This window comes from Methylosoma difficile, assembly GCF_054657615.1.
This window is the reverse complement of record NZ_BAAHYJ010000002.1, coordinates 717,695-733,757: the sequence shown is the minus strand read 5'-3', so window position 1 is coordinate 733,757 and position 16,063 is coordinate 717,695. Positions and strand designations below refer to the sequence as shown.

The 16,063-nt window shown below is 50.0% G+C and carries 9 protein-coding genes and 1 tRNA gene; 3 read left to right on the top strand and 7 right to left on the bottom strand.

Features of this window, described 5'->3' with window-relative positions; translation table 11 throughout:
• Positions 1–37 precede the first annotated feature (37 nt).
• Positions 38–2,902, top strand: coding sequence for a bifunctional [glutamate--ammonia ligase]-adenylyl-L-tyrosine phosphorylase/[glutamate--ammonia-ligase] adenylyltransferase (gene glnE, locus ACYQ1O_RS08940; RefSeq protein ID WP_459991318.1), 2,865 nt, complete (start codon positions 38–40; stop codon positions 2,900–2,902).
• Positions 2,903–2,957: 55 nt separating this feature from the next.
• Here the strand turns inward: glnE and ACYQ1O_RS08935 are convergent, their stop codons facing one another.
• The 4 genes from ACYQ1O_RS08935 to ACYQ1O_RS08920 all read right to left on the bottom strand — a co-directional run bounded on the left by ACYQ1O_RS08935 (position 2,958) and on the right by ACYQ1O_RS08920 (position 8,972).
• Complete coding sequence (locus ACYQ1O_RS08935) at positions 2,958–5,471, bottom strand: tetratricopeptide repeat protein (RefSeq protein WP_459991317.1); 2,514 nt, start codon at positions 5,469–5,471, stop codon at positions 2,958–2,960.
• A gap of 203 nt (positions 5,472–5,674) precedes the next feature.
• Positions 5,675–6,928 (bottom strand): dicarboxylate/amino acid:cation symporter, encoded by a 1,254-nt coding sequence (locus ACYQ1O_RS08930; protein ID WP_459991316.1) that lies wholly within the window; start codon positions 6,926–6,928, stop codon positions 5,675–5,677.
• A gap of 82 nt (positions 6,929–7,010) precedes the next feature.
• On the bottom strand, positions 7,011–7,652 hold the full coding sequence (locus ACYQ1O_RS08925) for a glycine-rich domain-containing protein (RefSeq protein WP_459991315.1): 642 nt from the start codon (positions 7,650–7,652) through the stop codon (positions 7,011–7,013).
• 33 nt (positions 7,653–7,685) lie between these two features.
• Positions 7,686–8,972, bottom strand: a complete 1,287-nt coding sequence (locus tag ACYQ1O_RS08920) for an SPFH domain-containing protein (protein WP_459991314.1) — start codon at positions 8,970–8,972, stop codon at positions 7,686–7,688.
• Between the two features lie 176 nt (positions 8,973–9,148).
• Here ACYQ1O_RS08920 and rep point away from each other — a divergent pair, with 176 nt between their 5' ends.
• Together rep and ACYQ1O_RS08910 are read left to right on the top strand one after the other, a co-directional pair.
• The gene (gene rep / locus ACYQ1O_RS08915; RefSeq protein ID WP_459991313.1) at positions 9,149–11,152 is read left to right on the top strand and encodes a DNA helicase Rep; all 2,004 of its coding nucleotides are present in this window, start codon (positions 9,149–9,151) and stop codon (positions 11,150–11,152) included.
• 33 nt (positions 11,153–11,185) lie between these two features.
• Positions 11,186–11,262, top strand: a tRNA-Arg gene (locus tag ACYQ1O_RS08910).
• A gap of 164 nt (positions 11,263–11,426) precedes the next feature.
• On the opposite strand, the gene ACYQ1O_RS08905 is transcribed toward ACYQ1O_RS08910, so the two are convergent.
• From ACYQ1O_RS08905 to ACYQ1O_RS08895, 3 genes are all read right to left on the bottom strand, one after another.
• Positions 11,427–13,121, bottom strand: a complete 1,695-nt coding sequence (locus ACYQ1O_RS08905; protein ID WP_459991312.1) for a hypothetical protein — start codon at positions 13,119–13,121, stop codon at positions 11,427–11,429.
• Positions 13,122–13,276: 155 nt separating this feature from the next.
• Positions 13,277–14,089, bottom strand: coding sequence for a Hint domain-containing protein (locus ACYQ1O_RS08900; protein WP_459991311.1), 813 nt, complete (start codon positions 14,087–14,089; stop codon positions 13,277–13,279).
• A 503-nt stretch (positions 14,090–14,592) separates the two neighbouring features.
• Entirely contained in the window at positions 14,593–15,945 is a 1,353-nt protein-coding gene (locus ACYQ1O_RS08895) for a TolC family outer membrane protein (protein ID WP_459991310.1), read from the bottom strand.
• Positions 15,946–16,063 lie beyond the last annotated feature (118 nt).

Here is a 16,063-nt window from a genome sequence, read left to right as displayed (position 1 = left end):
GCTGCCTTTTACCCCCCATAAACGGACATCAATCGCCATGACACTATTCAATCTCCTTGAAGGCCATTGCGCCCGCTTGCCCGAAACCTTAGCAAACAGCACGGCCAATGCGCTGCACCAATGGTGCGAAGCCAACCCCGAATTCAGCGCCACGCCCGATTTTGCCCAAGCCATGGTCAAAGTCTGGGCGTGCAGTGCTTTTGTGGCTGAAAATTGCCAGCGCCAGCCATTGCTATTGACCGATCTGTACCATTCCGGTGACTTATCCGGCTGTTATCAGCCGCAAACCTATGCCGACAAATTGGCAACGTTACAACCCGACAGTGAAGCGCATTTAATGTTGATGCTACGGCAATTCCGCAAGCGCGAAATGATCCGCATTGCTTGGCGCGATTTGGCGGGCTGGGCCTCACTGGATGAAACCTTATTGGACTTGTCGCATCTCGCCGATGCCTGCATCCAAATGGCGCTGGCTTATTTATACCAACACGCTTGCGCCAAACGCGGTACACCGCTTTTGGCTGATGGCAGCCCGCAGCAAATCGTGGTGCTGGGCATGGGCAAGCTGGGGGCTGACGAACTGAATTATTCCTCAGACATCGACCTGATTTTTGCCTATCCCGAAGATGGCGTTTTGCCTGACCGCAAAGCCACCAGCTACGGCGAATTTTTCACCAAACTGTGCCAAAGCCTTATAAGAGTGCTGGACGAAACCACGGTTGACGGTTTTGTTTTCCGCACCGACATCCGCTTGCGCCCTTATGGCGACAGCGGCGCGGTCATCATGACGTTTGACGGCATGGAAGCTTATTACCAAACCCAAGCACGGGAATGGGAACGCTACGCGATGATTAAAGCCCGCCAAGTGGCGGGTGATTTTAAGTCCGGCGCACAATTGATGAAAATGCTGCAAGCTTTTGTTTACCGACGTTATTTGGATTACGGCGCCTTTGCCGAACTGCGCGGCCTAAAAGCACAAATCAGCCAAGAATTGCGCCGCAAAGACCGCATGGACAACATCAAGCTCGGTCCTGGAGGCATTCGCGAAGTGGAATTTATCGGTCAGGCGTTCCAATTGATCCGTGGCGGGCAAGAAAAAAAATTGCAGACGCGCGGCATTTTGGACGTGTTGTCGCGCTTGGGTGAACTGGGCTTGATGTCGGCAGACGATGTTTTGCAATTGCAACAGTCGTACCGCTTTTTGCGGCGCACCGAAAACCACATCCAGCAATACCAAGACCGGCAGACCCACGATTTGCCCACCGATGCTAAGGTGCGGCAAATATTGGCATGGGCGATGGATTATCCGGATTGGGATGCTTTTCTTGTGGATTTGGATACCGTCAGGGCGCAAGTCCACAGCGTGTTCGACCAAGTGTTTTCCGTCTCCAAACAAGATCAACATAACCCCGTTTGTGAAAATCTTTGGATAGGTGCCGGTGACGGGCAAGAGTTGTTACAGAGCTGCCAACAGCTGGGTTTTTGCCAACCTGCAGACAGCTTAATGGCCTTGCGCCATTTTAAGCAGTCACCCGCCATCCGCCGCTTATCGGCAAAAGGCGCAGCGGTGCTGGACAGATTGATGCCACAATTGCTGGAAGCGTTACGCCAAGCTAGCAACCCCGATGAAACCTTAAAACGCATACTTGACCTGTTTGAAGCCGTGGCGGGCAGAAATGTCTATTTGGCGCTATTGGCAGAAAACAGCGGTGCTTTGGCGCAGCTGGTCCGACTGTGTGCCGCTAGCCCGTGGCTGAGCGGCTATTTGGCTTTGCATCCGGTACTGTTTGATGATCTGCTTGACCCGCGCCACCTTTATGAACCGCTCAACCGTGCCGATTTGGATGAGCGTTTGGCGCATTTGCTGGCCCCGATAGACACGCAAGACGAAGAAGCCTTGATGTTTGCTTTGCGGCAGTTCAAGCAAAGCCAAGTCTTAAAAGTGGCGGCGGCGGACATCATGGGCGTGATCCCTTTGATGGTGGTCAGCGATTATCTGAGCTATATCGCCGAAAGCATTGTCAACCAAGTCGTCCTGCGGTCATGGCTGCTCTTGACCGCCAAGCACGGTCAGCCGCCCGGCAGAAGCCTTCAAAACATGGGCTTTGCCGTGCTGGGTTTTGGCAAATTGGGCGGCTTGGAATTGGGTTACGGTTCCGACCTGGATTTGGTGTTTGTATACGATTACGGCGACGGCAACATCTTGACGGATGGCGGCAAGCCGATTGCCTGTTCGCAATTTTACGGACGCTTGGGGCTAAAAGTGCGCCATATGATGGACACCAAATTGCTGTCCGGCATTTTGTACGAAGTCGATATGCGTCTGCGCCCTAGCGGCGATTCGGGCTTGTTGGTCGCCCATATCCAAGCCTATGAAAATTACCAGCATAACAATGCTTGGACATGGGAACACCAAGCTTTGGTGCGCGGGCGTTTTATTGCCGGAGACAACGACTTGCAGGCGGCGTTTTCACAAATCCGCCACAGCATTTTGTCTAAAAGGCGCGAGATCGGCACTCTGCGTGCTGAAGTGCGTGATATGCGCGAAAAAATGCGCGTCGCTTTTGCCAGCAAAGAAGCGGGGCAATTTGATCTTAAACACAGCAAAGGTGGCATCGCCGATATTGAATTCATGGTGCAATTTATGGTGTTGGCACATGCGGCACAGTATCCTGAACTGACCGCTTTCACCGATAACGTGCGAATTTTGGCGGATTTGGCAAAGGTGGGGTTGTTATCTGAACAGATCGCCAAAACCTTGACCGATGCTTATTGCAACTACCGCGATTTAGGCCACAAACAAGTCTTGCAAGGCAGCCGCGCGCAGGTCGATGAAACGCAAGTTTTAGGATTTAAAACGGCGGTGGGTGATATTTGGGATCGTCTTATGACGGAGGGTTGAGGAATCAGCCGGGTTTGCGTTAAACCCGACTGATAATTGCCAAGCCGAAAATCAACTACAAGCTATTGGAGAGCGCTGCTTTGGCATTGCTGCGCATATTGGAGTTGTATTGCAAAACGGCACTTAAGGCCGCTGGGCTGAGCAATTGTGTTTCTATCATGCGGTCTGTCCAATTGGCATAATCGATCATGGAATAAGCACTGAATAAAGTTTCCACCACTATTTTGTAATATTCATAACGCAATTGCTTTTGGCATTCTTTTGAAATGAAGGCGGCGGGATATTTTAAATACTGGCTTTTGGTTTCTTCGGTTAATGCCGCCAAGGCTTTTTGGTAGGGTAACCATGCGGAATTAAATTTGATGGCGTAGCCTTTGCTGTCCCATTCGGCAGCATATAAAGCGGCTTCTGGATCAAAATCGCGCCAAACGCAATTCGGGATCAGGGCATCGAGTTCGCTTTGTACCGCTTTGGTTTCTGTCGCCGCATTTTCTTCGCGTTTCTGCGGGTTGGCGGCGGTTTGGGGTTTGCCTCGGTTTTTAAGGGCCAGCGCATATTGGCGCATTTTGGCCTCGCTGGTTAAGCCCAAGTGTTTTAGGTTGTTTTTGATTTGGTCGATGGCATCGGCTGTTGCATCGACGGACAGGAAGCTTTTTTGGTAAGCATCCAGTTCGGCAGGCATGTTGTTGGCAAATTGCTGGCCAAAATCAACTGCGTTCAGATCACGCTGCTTGAACATCAGCCGGGTCCGCGAAGGATGCGAATCAACTTGGTTGGGTTTGCTGGGTTCTATATAAATCACCACGCGCTCTTCGCCGTAATGGATGCCAAAACCGTTTAGCTGCAAACGTTGTACGCGTTGCGCTTCATTGGGGTTGTAATAGAGTTCGTTCTTCCAAAGCAGGCCGACGTGGCCTAAAGCGTTGAAGCTATCGGCTTGCGATAAAGCGGCTTCTGACAACAGCCACCAGTGCGCCTTCACTTCCAAGCCCATGGCTTTTAGAGTGACGCAGCCGTGCTTTTCGGCAAATTTCATCAGAAACGCCTGTTGTCCAATGATGTTTTGTTGTATCAGCTTTTCGTTGGCATCGTATTCAGCGACCTGAACTTTTAATCCGGCGGCGGGCAGGGTGAAATAGCGGCTGTTTAAGAAGTAGCCGATGCCTTTGTTGACTTGTTCGCCAGCAATCTGGCGGTTAAGCAGGCTTGCCGATTTTTTGAAAGTGTCTTCATCATCGCTATTGCCCAACAAGGTGGCATAAGAACCGCTGCCGCTATTTTTGATAGTGTCGTTAAATTCGCTCATCGGTACTTTTCGGAAGTACTCGGTTTCTCCGTTAACGGTCTTGCCTTTTATTTCATACAAAAAAGTGCTGGGATTTTTCCATAAGGTGAATTCAATACCTTCTTTTTCGCCAAAGGGTAGGGTGCGGTAAACCATGCCTTTGGTGTTTTCCGGTAAGGCGGATGTTTTCGCACCAATACCAAAATTGCTGGGAGATGAAGGTTCACCAGGATTTTTGGTGTTGTGGGCAACGTTGCCAGAGTTAACCAATTTGGCTAAATGGTTAGTGACTTGGTCAAACGTCATCCCAATGCCATCGCCCCAAAAGCAAAGTTTTTGTGGGTTGTTGCTATCAGGTTCAACGCTGATGGTACCGGTGAAGCTGGACTGGCCTTGTGATTCCACTTCCTTATCCCAGCGTCGGTAAATCGCGTCCAATTCGTTTTGGAAAAGCTCACGCACGTACATGTAAGACGGTGTGCTGCGATACAGCATATCGACAATAATGGTCAGCGCCGTGTCGCCCGAAGTGGAAAGTGAAATACCTTTAGGTGTTGATGATAGGGCTTTTTCGTCCGGTGCGTGTTCTTGCAATAACTGCGACAAACGCATTTCAAATTTGGATTCTTGAGGTTGCAGTTCCACGGCTTTTCGGTAAGCGGCAATGGCATCGGAAAATTGCTTTTTGGCTTCTAGGGTATCACCCAATATGGCGTAGATACCGGCGGGTGTTTGCTCTTTACAGAGGCTGATAAGGTGGCTGCAGGTACTGGCAACCACATTCATTTCAGCTTTGTTTTTTGACCATTGCCGCAAAAAAGGGATTTGGTGCGCCATTTTTATTTCGTTGGCTTGCAAACCGTCAATGCGGCGGTTGACCAGTTGCAGCGTGGCGATGTGGACAGTTTCTTGCAAAACTTCTATATAAATCTCAAGGGACACGTGTTCTGCTTGGCTGTCCAAATCCAGCAAAAAAGCAAAGCTGTTTTGTTGGGTGTATGGCAGATCAGGAAACTGCGGCGGCAAATGCATACTGGCTTGCGGCAGGTTGGTCAGCTTTGTGGTTGATCCGGCAATTTGCACGGTTGCGGAGGTCACTTTATCCTGTTTGGCAACCGCCCAAAAAAATAACGGCAGATAGGCACCGGTAAAGATAATTTTTTCTTGCAGATGGGCAATCGCAAAGCCTGCGAAAAGCTCTGAATGTCCGTTAGGAAATTTAATGATTTCCGATAAATACCAAGCGTTTACCGATTCAGTGTTGGTTACAGAATTCCAATTCATGATGGTGACCTTTTTGTAGGGTAGTCGATAGAATAAATAGCGGCGTAAGCTTGCAATAAGCGCTTGTGGGCGGTTGGATACAGGGGATTAAAAATGCTTAAATTTGAAGGTTTGCTGGAATGCAAAATACAAGCGTTTATAAATTATCTAAAAAAAAACAGCAAAATCAACTCATTTCAGATTGTGGACAAAAAATTTATCCGTTACTTCAAGGCTTTTTCCCAACGGCTTACTAATGCCGAAGCCATACTATTGCCAAACACATTGGTGGCGCTGCGCCCCATATCCAAAAGCTGGTCGATTCCCAACAGCAACAGTAAACCCGCTTCGGGTATTTTAAACATCGATAATGTCGCGGAAATGACAAGCAACGATGCCCTAGGCACACCCGCCATGCCTTTGCTGGTGAGCAGCAACACCAGCAACATCAATAACTGATCTGCCAGCGGCATGTCGATGCCATAAGCTTGGGCGATAAACAACACCGCAAAGGTCATGTACATCATGCTGCCGTCTAAATTGAAGGAATAACCCAACGGCAATACCAGCCCGCAGACTTTTTCATCGCAGCCGAAACGTTCCAATTGTTGCAGCAATTTCGGGTACGCGCTTTCGCTGCTTGCCGTGCCAAACGCCAACAACATCGGCTCGCGGATGTGGCGGATTAAAGAAAAAATCCGTCGCCGCAAAAATAGCGCGGTAAAGCCGCCTAACAGCGTACACAGCAACAGCAAACCCAGATAAAACTCGCCGATAAAGACACCATAAGACAGCAACACCCCCAAACCTTGCTGGGCAATCACCGCCGCCATCGCCGCAAACACCGCCACGGGCGCGTAGTGCATCACATAGCTGGTGATTTTCAACATGATGTGCGCCAAAGAATCCAACAGCTTAACCATCGGTTGCGCCAATTCGCCCAATGACGCACAGGCAATGCCGAAAAATAGTGAGAACACCACAATCTGCAAAATCTCGTTGCTCGCCATCGCCTCAAAAATGCTTTTCGGGAAAATATGCGCGACAAAACCGCTCAGCGTGGCTTTAGTCGCAGGCAAGCCAGTGGCGGCATCGGCGGCAGGCAAGGCGATATGCAAACTTAAGCCTGGCTCAAACACATTCACCAGCAACATCCCCAACAACAAACTGACTAACGACGCACTGAAAAACCATAACATCGCCTTAAGTCCAATCCGCCCCACCGTGTCGATGTCGCCCATTTTCGCCATTCCGACCACCAGCGTGGCAAACACCAAAGGCGCGATAATCATTTTCACCAAGCGCAGGAAAATGTCCGTCAACACCGCAAATACCGCGATGATTTGCGCCAATAACGGCTGTTGCGCCGCGTCGCTTAAACTCAAGTGCAAACCCTCGCCAACCGCAACGCCGAGTAATAAGGCGATGATGACGTAAAGGGTTTGGCGGTTGGACTGGGATTTCGGGGATGGGTGCATGGAAGTATCCTGAGATAAGCGCGATTTAGTGTTTATACCATAGCATCGTCGGCAATCCGGTATGGAAAAACCAATTTTCAGCTTAATCGCCCCCACACCCTCCGCCGCCACAGCCATCACCGCCACCGTCGCTGCTATCGCCCGCGCAGCTGCCGCCGCTACAGCCGCCGCCACAACCGATGCTGCTGGCACAATAGCTTTTTTCACCGTAGCGGCAATCGAGGCTGTAGACAAAACCGTTGGCAATGCCCAGCTGTCCATCGATGGCGAAAAGCAGCGGCAGGGCTGTGGGTGCTTGCGGATTGATTTTTTCTTTTAGGCAGGCCAAACGCCACGCGCGTTTGATGCCGTCTTGCGCCATGTGCGGGCTTATCATGGCTTCGGCAGGGGTGTGGTGCAAAAAGCGTCCGATGGCGCGCTGGCAAAAGCCTTGGTAAGCACGGGTGAAGAGGATGAATTCGTGCCAGGCATCGTCAACGATTTGTGAGGGCATCGACACCATGTGCCGCTTGGCGCGATTGCACAGCGTGAAGTAATCGCGCAGGCCTTGGAAGACTAAATCCAATTCCGGATCAGTCAATTGGCTGTGTTTGTTTTTTAGCTTTTGCCGAATGGCGGGATGAAAGCGGTAGTCGTCAATGTATTTCAGTTGCGATTTTTGTTTTACAGCGATGTAGATGACAAAAACAGCCATCAGCATGGCAATAATTAGCATGAGTAGCATAGTGGCTCCAATGTTGACGAAGGGAGTTTGAGATTAATTGCCTTTCACCGACATATCCAGCTTAAGCTCTTTGGCGGTCTGTGCTTTTAGCATTTCGATCAGGTCATTCGCGGCACTGCCGCCACTTTGCCCGTTGTTGCCCATTTGGATTTCCGGCACCCATTTTTGTTTTTCGATGGCTTCGGCGTAACGCAGGTGGACAGTTTTCCAAGCGTCCAATTTGGTGGCTAGCGCACCGTCCGCGCTCATCACCAAGCGTTTGTATTCGCCATCGCCTTCGCCGCGCAGGATTTGCTCTTGCTTGTAGGCCACCGCCGCCAAACGTTTTTGCTCGGCTTCCAGTTTGCTTTGTTCGGCAACCAACACGCCTTGCATGGCTTTGGTGACGGCGACTTCTTTCTCTTTTTCGGCATCGACCACGGCTTGAATTTTTTCCTGTTCTTTCCGGTAGCGATCCACCATAACGTTTTTCTTGCCTTGTTCTTCGGCGGTGATGGCTTCTTGGCGGGCGCGTTCGGCATCGGCCTTGGCGGTGATGATGCCCATCGTGGCTTCGCGTTTGCGCGAGATTTGGTCGAGGGTTTTTTGTTCAAAATCCCAATCGGTCACTTGAAAACCATTGACTTTAATGCCGTAGATTTTTAAATCACTGACATTTTGGATGGGCAGGCCGTCACTGCCGTATTTAATGACGGGAATTTGCCTGACAATCTGCTCGTTCAAGCCTTCCATTTTTTCCATGACCGGTTTCAGTTCGGTGACAAACTTGCCCGATGCCACTTGCTGTTCCGCCCATTGCGTAAAAATACCGCGCTTCTCGGCGTATGATTCTTCCGAACTCATCAAACCGGCGGTCAAGTTCATGGACTCCTCAGTGACAGCTTTAATCAGTTTGTAAGCCACCGCTTCATTGGCACGGAAGTCTTTGTGCAAGCGGATCATGGTTTCTTCATCGCCCGGCAGGGCAAAGCGCGCCTTGCCAAACACTTTACCGGTGCCGCCGTCCTGATAACGCACGGTGATGCCGGCAAAATTCAGGCTGGTCGTGCCGTTGTTGTCGTCTTTGTCGAAATCGTAGGTGATGACATCTTTGTAAATTTCAGTAAGGCCAAAACCTTTAAAATAAAGGCCCGGTGAAAATTTGACCACCAGCGCGCCGGTCGGATATTGGATGACAGTGCGATCGCCAGCGTTGTTGATGCCAAAATTGAATGCCAACAACCCAAAACCGGCGAAGGCAATCGCGCCATAAAGGAGGGTTTTACTGGGGAGTTGGACAAAGCGGTTTTTTATCGGGTCGAGCGGATCAGTGGGTAACATGGGGTTGATTCCTATTCGAGACTAAAAAACGGGAGACAAAATAATGTATAAAGCATTTTGATTGAACGGACAAGCCCATTGCCCAGCTTTAAAAATCACAGCCGACGACCAGCCAAAGTTTGTCAAACAGGTTACAATCAAAGCCAGTCTAAGCCGTCTGTTTTAACACTTTATTAATGTCCAAACTCAACCCCCAACAACTTGCCGCCGTTAAAATTATCGACCATCCGCTGCTGGTGCTAGCCGGTGCGGGCAGTGGCAAAACCCGCGTGATTACCGAAAAGATTGCTTGGTTGGTCAAACAAGGCACGCCAGCAAGGCACATTGCTGCGGTGACGTTTACCAACAAAGCCGCGCGCGAGATGAAAAGCCGCGTGTCTAAACTATTGGATAGCCAACAAAGCCGTGGCTTGCGAGTATCGACTTTCCATTCCTTAGGGCTGGATATTCTGCGTGCCGAAACCAAAACGTTGGGCTACAAATCGGGCATTACCTTGTTCGACGAACAAGACAAAAACGCGTTGCTACGCAGCCTGGTCAGCCACGGTGCCAAAGGTTGCGATGTTGATAACCTCGACCAGTACGCCCACCAAATCGGGCAATGGAAAAACGCTTTCGTCACCCCCGAACAGGCCGCCGCTTACGCCACCGCCGAACAATACCCGATTGCGCATTTGTATGCCGACTACATCCGCAGCCTAAAAGCCTATAATGCGGTCGATTTTGACGACCTGATTTTATTGCCGGTGTTGCTGTTCCAAGAACATCGCGCCATTTTGGAAAAATGGCAAAACAAAATCCGCTACTTGCTGGTCGATGAATATCAAGACACCAACATCACCCAATATCAATTGGTGAAACTGATTGCCGGCAACTTAGGTCGCTTCACCGTGGTGGGCGACGACGACCAGTCCATTTACGCTTGGCGCGGCGCGCAACCAGAAAACTTGGCGCAACTGCAAAAAGATTTCCCGCGCCTGCAAGTGATTAAGCTGGAACAAAACTACCGCTCGACTGGACGCATCCTAAAAGTCGCCAACCAGCTGATCGCCAACAACCCCCATGCCTTCGAGAAAAAACTCTGGAGCGAACTGGGCTATGGTGACGCGCTGCGCGTACTCAGCCACAAAGACGAAAACACCGAAGCCCAACAAATTGTCTCGGAAATCATTCACCACAAATTCCGCACCGGCAGCCGCTACCAAGATTACGCGATTTTATACCGTGGCAACCACCAATCGCGTTTGTTCGAAAAAAGCCTGCGCGAAAACAACATCCCTTATTTCATCAGCGGCAGCACCTCGTTTTTTGCCTACGCGGAAATCAAAGACATCCTCGGCTACTTGCGCTTGTTTGTTAACCCTAACGACGATGCCGCTTACCTGCGCATCATCAACACCCCGCGCCGCGAAATCGGCCCGACTACCTTAGAAAAACTCGGGGCTTACGCCAACCAACGCCACATCAGCCTGTTCGCCGCCAGCAACGAATTAGGTCTGACGCAATCGCTGTCCGACAAATCCAGCCAACGCCTGCGCAAATTCCACGATTGGGTGATCGACACGGCTGATCGCATCGAACGCGGTGACACCTTTGGCGTGATTGAACAAATGATCGACCAAATCGGCTACCCGCAATACCTGCGCGAAGAAAGCAAAACCAAAGAATCGGCAGACCGTAAATTGCGCAACGTCACCGATTTGATCGCTTGGCTAAAACGCATTGCCGACAAAGAAGTCGGCACCGCCATGCCGTTATCGGAAATTGTCTCGAAAATCATGTTGATGGATATTTTGGAACGCGCCGAAGAGGAAGACAGCAGCGACCAAGTCAGCCTGATGACCTTGCACGCCGCCAAAGGCTTGGAATTTCCGCATGTGTTTCTGATTGGCATGGAAGAAAACCTGCTGCCGCACCAAAACAGCATCGACACCGGCAACATTGAAGAAGAACGCCGCTTGGCTTACGTGGGCATCACCCGCGCGCAACGCACACTGACATTTAGTTATTGCACACACCGCAAACGTTACGGCGAAATCGCCGAATGCGAACCCAGCCGTTTTTTAAGCGAGCTGCCGGAAGACGACTTGGAATGGATCAACAAAAAACAGCTGCCGCCGGAAGTGCTAAAAGAACGCGGCAAAGCCAGCTTGGCGCATTTAAAAACAATGTTGTCGTAATTGCAGGGCGTGTTTAGTATAATGCCCTGCTACGCGCCCGTAGCTCAGCTGGATAGAGTACAGCCCTCCGAAGGCTGTGGTCGGTGGTTCGAATCCACTCGGGCGCGCCAATTCCTCTCATTTTTCATTATCCTCTGGATTATCGCCAATTTCTCTAGCCAAATTCCAACTCTATGTTGGGTAACGGATACGTGGTTAACTTTTAGTTCAATATCAAAGCTGCCGAACAACTCGTAGGGCGCAATGCCCGTTCGTCTTTGCGCCTGACGGGGTTTTAAGTGAAATTTGAGACGTTTACAAAGTTTGCCAGTTTCTGGAGATTAGATTCTAATGCGAGCATATTTTTCGCAGTCCAGCCTCTATCGGGTCCAAAAATACGGTTGAGCCAAGTGTCGCTTAAATCGCGTTCAGCAATACGGTTAAGTGTGTCCAACAAATTGGCTTTCAATCGGATAGCTCTACAACCGCTGTGTAGAACGACTGAGTCGTGATGGCGGGCTGAAATGGCGATGGCGTTATCTAAGGTTGAGAATACAAGACTTTGATCTTCGTCAGGTACTTTCCAGTTCTCTGTTTGATCTTTCATAACTATTTCTAATACTTTTCGCATCAATGTATTAATCACGCTGACCGCAATTTCCGGGTTGTCTGAGGAAGCAAACTGCTCAACGATTAAATCTAAAGTTGCTATTGCATCCGAAAACTGATTTTTGTTTTTAAGCAAGATGTTTGCTTTACGGGTTAGGCAAGCAATTACTAATTGATCGGTTTTTAGGTCCGAACAATTTGGATTGCGGGTAATGACATGATCAAGTTGAATGAGCGCTTCATCCTCATCGCCCGCTTGTTCAGCAATACCTGCTTTGTTGTAGTAGGCCTTATCGACTGCTTGCCGCGCAGCAGTCGTTCTAAAGTATTGATAACGCTCAATCACTTCGCCGAATAGCGCTAAAGCCTCTGCCGTACGCCCCATAAATGCAAGCGTTACAGCCTTGTCTTTGGTGGCAGTAGCGATGTCATCGGACGAGGCGTCTGCTGCATTGATTGCACGGTCAAAATATGTCAGCGACTTATTCCACAATTTATCGCGAGCAAGGTCGTAAGCGTATTGCCACAAGTTGGCAAACGAATCATCCTCTTCTATTTCTACGTGTGCATTTTGAATGTACTGGTATACCCAAACACCCTGTGTGCCGACAAAATAGGTATGGGTGTATTCGACCTCAATGTTATAAACTTTGCGGCGCATCGGATGGAACAGTTGATAGGCTAAACTGTGTTCAGGCCAGTCCAGCATCGATTCCATCAAGTCATAATCGCGATCTATCAATCCAAAAGCGTAATCGTATATAACCTGTCCTTCTCTAATGGTTGCTTCTGGTCCAGCAGCCCCAAACCGCACTGCCGGGCCAGCACCATCCCATCGCCAGTGGGCAATTTTAACGGTGCCGTAATCAGGATTTTCAAGGTCCCGCGCAATCGGGCCGATCTCGTGTATTTTTGCATCTCTTCCATCAGAGATAAGCCCACTAAAAACAATCGATTTACCGCCGTCGGCATCATATTCTCGCATCAGGGTATACAGTGCCTCAACCGACATCCAAGCATTAACGGGTGTATGTACCCAGTCTACGCGGTCGCCGTGCTCTTGGAGGGTTGAAAACGATTTAATCCATAACGGATGAGCCCCCGTCACCACAACATAGTCTCGCTCTGGTCCTCGTAATCCATCTGGATTTACCGGATGGAAGGCCAAGAAATACACCTCCCTATCCTCATATTCATAAGTGCGAGTTACCCGTTGATAGCTCAATTCGCCGTCGCCCGATTCCGGTTTGGACAGCACGTAGTCGCCCACTTGGATTTGCTCGATGGGCTTTAGGCCCGCTTGGGTGTGAACTAAAGTGCCAGCGACAAAACAGTTGCCTTCTCGTTTGGTTGAGATGGTTTTTCTCGGCGAAATCATCATAAAGTCATTTTTGAGATTGGTTGGAGGGTTAGCTTTCTTTCACGATTTTAATCCCACGCAGTATAGTAGGTTGGGGTGTACCCAACGGCATAAAAGGAACGAACCCCAACACATCCGGACACATCAATTGTTGGGGTTTCTGACGTCACTCCAACCTACGGGCTGAGGTTGTGCACCCATAAACCGGTTTTACCGACAAAATAGCTATGCGTGTGTTCGACCTCAATGTTATAAACGTTGCGGCACATGGGACGAAAGCCTTGATAGGCTAAACTGTGTTCGGGCCAGTCCAGCATCGATTCCATCAAGTCATAATCGCACTCTATCGAACCCCACGCATAATCATAGGAACTTTTGTTGGGCGAAGCGGTCGCTTCTGGTCCTGATGCCCCAAAACGCACCGCCGGACCCGAACCGTCCCATCCCCAGTGATGAATTTTAACGGTGCCGTAATCGGGGTTTTCTTGATGTCGCGCAATCGGGTTGATGTAGCGTATATGTGCTTCTCTTCCATCAGACAACACTCCACGGAAATGAATCGATTTCCGGCGGTTAGCATGATACTCTCGCTTCAGGGTATGTAGCGACTCAACCGACATCCAGGCATTCACGGGGGTATGTACCCAGTCTACCTGCTCGCCGTGCTCTTCGAGCGTTGAAAATGTTTTAATCCATAGGGGATGCGCCCCGGTCACAACAACATAGTCTCGATCATGCATTTGCATCCTATCTGAATTATTAAGAAGGAAAGCCAGGAAATACACTTCCCTATCCTCATATTCATAAGTTCGGGTCACGCGCTGGTAGCTCAGTTCGCCGTCGCCCGATTCGGGTTTGGACAACACGTAGTCGCCGATCTGAATTTGCTCGATGGGCTTTAGGCCCGCTTGGGTGTGAACTAAAGTGCCTGCGACAAAACAGTGGCCTTCCCGTTTGGTTGAGGTGGTTTTTCTCGGCGAAATCATCATAAAGTCATTTTTGAGATTGGTTGGAGGGTTAGCTTTCTTTCACGATTTTAATCCCACGCAGAGCAATACGCTAACACCAGTGTGTGATTTTTGTTGTTTAAGCTCGTAGGGTGTATAAGCGAAGCGTCATACACCACATCGAAATTGCCAATCACTGCAAACGGATTTACCGCTCCCCGTCATCATTCCTGCCATAAATTGACCCTACATGGCTTTTGTCTATTCACAATTCGGTGTATGGCGCTTCGCTTATACACCCTACTTTGTTCTACCGATTGGGGATTTATGTCTAATTATGTCGGCTATCGCGTTCCGGGTAGCCCGTAGGGTGCAATAGGCGATAGTCATGTAGGGTGGGCAGCGCTTTTTTGCCCACCTTTTGCGGCATGATTGGTGGGCAGAAAAGCATTGCCCACCCTACACTAGATAAGATGCTGTAGGGTGGTTTCGCAAAGCAAACCGCCATGCCACTGAGTTTAAGACGATAACAACACAATTACGTTTTACAGCCCCTTCTCCAACTGCAAATTAACATCCGCCAAATCCCCGTCACCAATCACCCCGACGGCTGCTTTCAAGCGAATAATATTCAGCAAATACTCATAACGCGCTGCCAATAAATCCCGTTTGGCAGAGAATAATTGTTGTTGGGCGTTTAGCACGTCGACGCTGGTGCGGATGCCGGCTTCGTAGCCTGTTTGGGTGGAATCCAATTGGCTTTGGCTGCTGATTAAGGCTTGTTGGTAGGCGTTGACTTGGGCGATGCTGGAGTTCAAATTCAAATACGCAGTTTGGGTGTCCAGCTCGGTTTGGCGGCGGGCGAGTTCGACGTCATCTAGGGCTTTTTGTTTGTTCAACACCGCTTGGCGGACGCGGGAGCTGGTTGCGCCGCCTTGGTAGAGCGGCAAGTTCAGTTCCACGCCGATGGTGCCTGTGTTGATGTCGCTACCGAAACCGAAGTTGCTGCCGTTGGCGGAGGTTTGCGTGTAACTGGCGACGGCATCGACGGTGGGCAGGTGCGCGGCTTGGTTGCGTTCGATTTCTTGGCTAGATAGCGTTGCCATATCTTGTTGGATTTGGATGCTTAAATTGCTGTCCGCCGCGACTTTTAGCCATTCGTCTAAAGGTTGTTTGAGCGCGTTGGGTTTTAAATCCGCGCGAACTTTTGCCAAGGAATGCGGCATTTCACCGATGATGGCTTGCAAGCTGCGTTTAGCGATTTCAAAGGCGTTTTGCGCGGCGATTTCTTGGGCGACGATTAAATCAAACCGTGCTTGCGCTTCGTTGCTATCGGTGATGGTGGCGCTGCCGACTTCAAAATTGGTTTTGGCTTGGTCGAGCTGGCTTAAAATCGCCGCTTTTTGGGCGCGGATTAAATCCAGTTTGTCTTGCGCGATCAGGGTATCAAAATAACTTTGCGCGGTGCGGAGCATCAGGTTTTGCAGGGTCAAATGCAGTTGCTTATCGGCTTGGCTGACTTGGGTACGCAATTGTTCCATTTGCACAAGATTCTCTTTGCGGAACAACGGCTGCCGCGCTTCCACGCCGACTTGGTAGCCTTCGTAAGAACGCACGCCGTTAGGGAAGGGAATGCCACGGCCTTTGTAATTGACATCTGATTGCGCCGCGCTGGCTTCGGCGCTGAAATTCACCACCGGACGGTACAAGGCTTTGGCTTGTTCGATTAATTCCTGCGAGGCTTTGTTGGCGTTTAAGGCCGAGGCCAGCGTCGGGTCATGCGCGAGCGCGAGGTTGTAAATGTCCATTAAGGATTGCGGTTTGTTTACCGAGCTAGCAGGTGTGGCTAGGGCGGTGGTGGCAAACAAGGCGGTGATTAGTAATAGGGATTGGCGCATAGTGGTAAACCTTTATATAAACATTGGCTAGTTCCCAAGCTCCAGCTTGGGAACTCACGTTTTAGAAGCTCTGGCTTCGCGAGGGATAGGAAGCTAGAGCTTCCTATCCTGCGTTCCC

What these genes read in the sequence shown, in the direction of transcription:
- ACYQ1O_RS08930 (WP_459991316.1), bottom strand. Translation starts at nt 6,928, where the DNA reads ATGCACCCATCCCCGAAATCCCAGTCCAACCGCCAAACCCTTTACGTC.
- ACYQ1O_RS08925 (WP_459991315.1), bottom strand. Translation starts at nt 7,652, where the DNA reads ATGCTACTCATGCTAATTATTGCCATGCTGATGGCTGTTTTTGTCATC.
- glnE (WP_459991318.1), top strand. Translation starts at nt 38, where the DNA reads ATGACACTATTCAATCTCCTTGAAGGCCATTGCGCCCGCTTGCCCGAA.
- ACYQ1O_RS08935 (WP_459991317.1), bottom strand. Translation starts at nt 5,471, where the DNA reads ATGAATTGGAATTCTGTAACCAACACTGAATCGGTAAACGCTTGGTAT.
- ACYQ1O_RS08895 (WP_459991310.1), bottom strand. Translation starts at nt 15,945, where the DNA reads ATGCGCCAATCCCTATTACTAATCACCGCCTTGTTTGCCACCACCGCC.
- ACYQ1O_RS08905 (WP_459991312.1), bottom strand. Translation starts at nt 13,121, where the DNA reads ATGATGATTTCGCCGAGAAAAACCATCTCAACCAAACGAGAAGGCAAC.
- ACYQ1O_RS08900 (WP_459991311.1), bottom strand. Translation starts at nt 14,089, where the DNA reads ATGATGATTTCGCCGAGAAAAACCACCTCAACCAAACGGGAAGGCCAC.
- rep (WP_459991313.1), top strand. Translation starts at nt 9,149, where the DNA reads ATGTCCAAACTCAACCCCCAACAACTTGCCGCCGTTAAAATTATCGAC.
- ACYQ1O_RS08920 (WP_459991314.1), bottom strand. Translation starts at nt 8,972, where the DNA reads ATGTTACCCACTGATCCGCTCGACCCGATAAAAAACCGCTTTGTCCAA.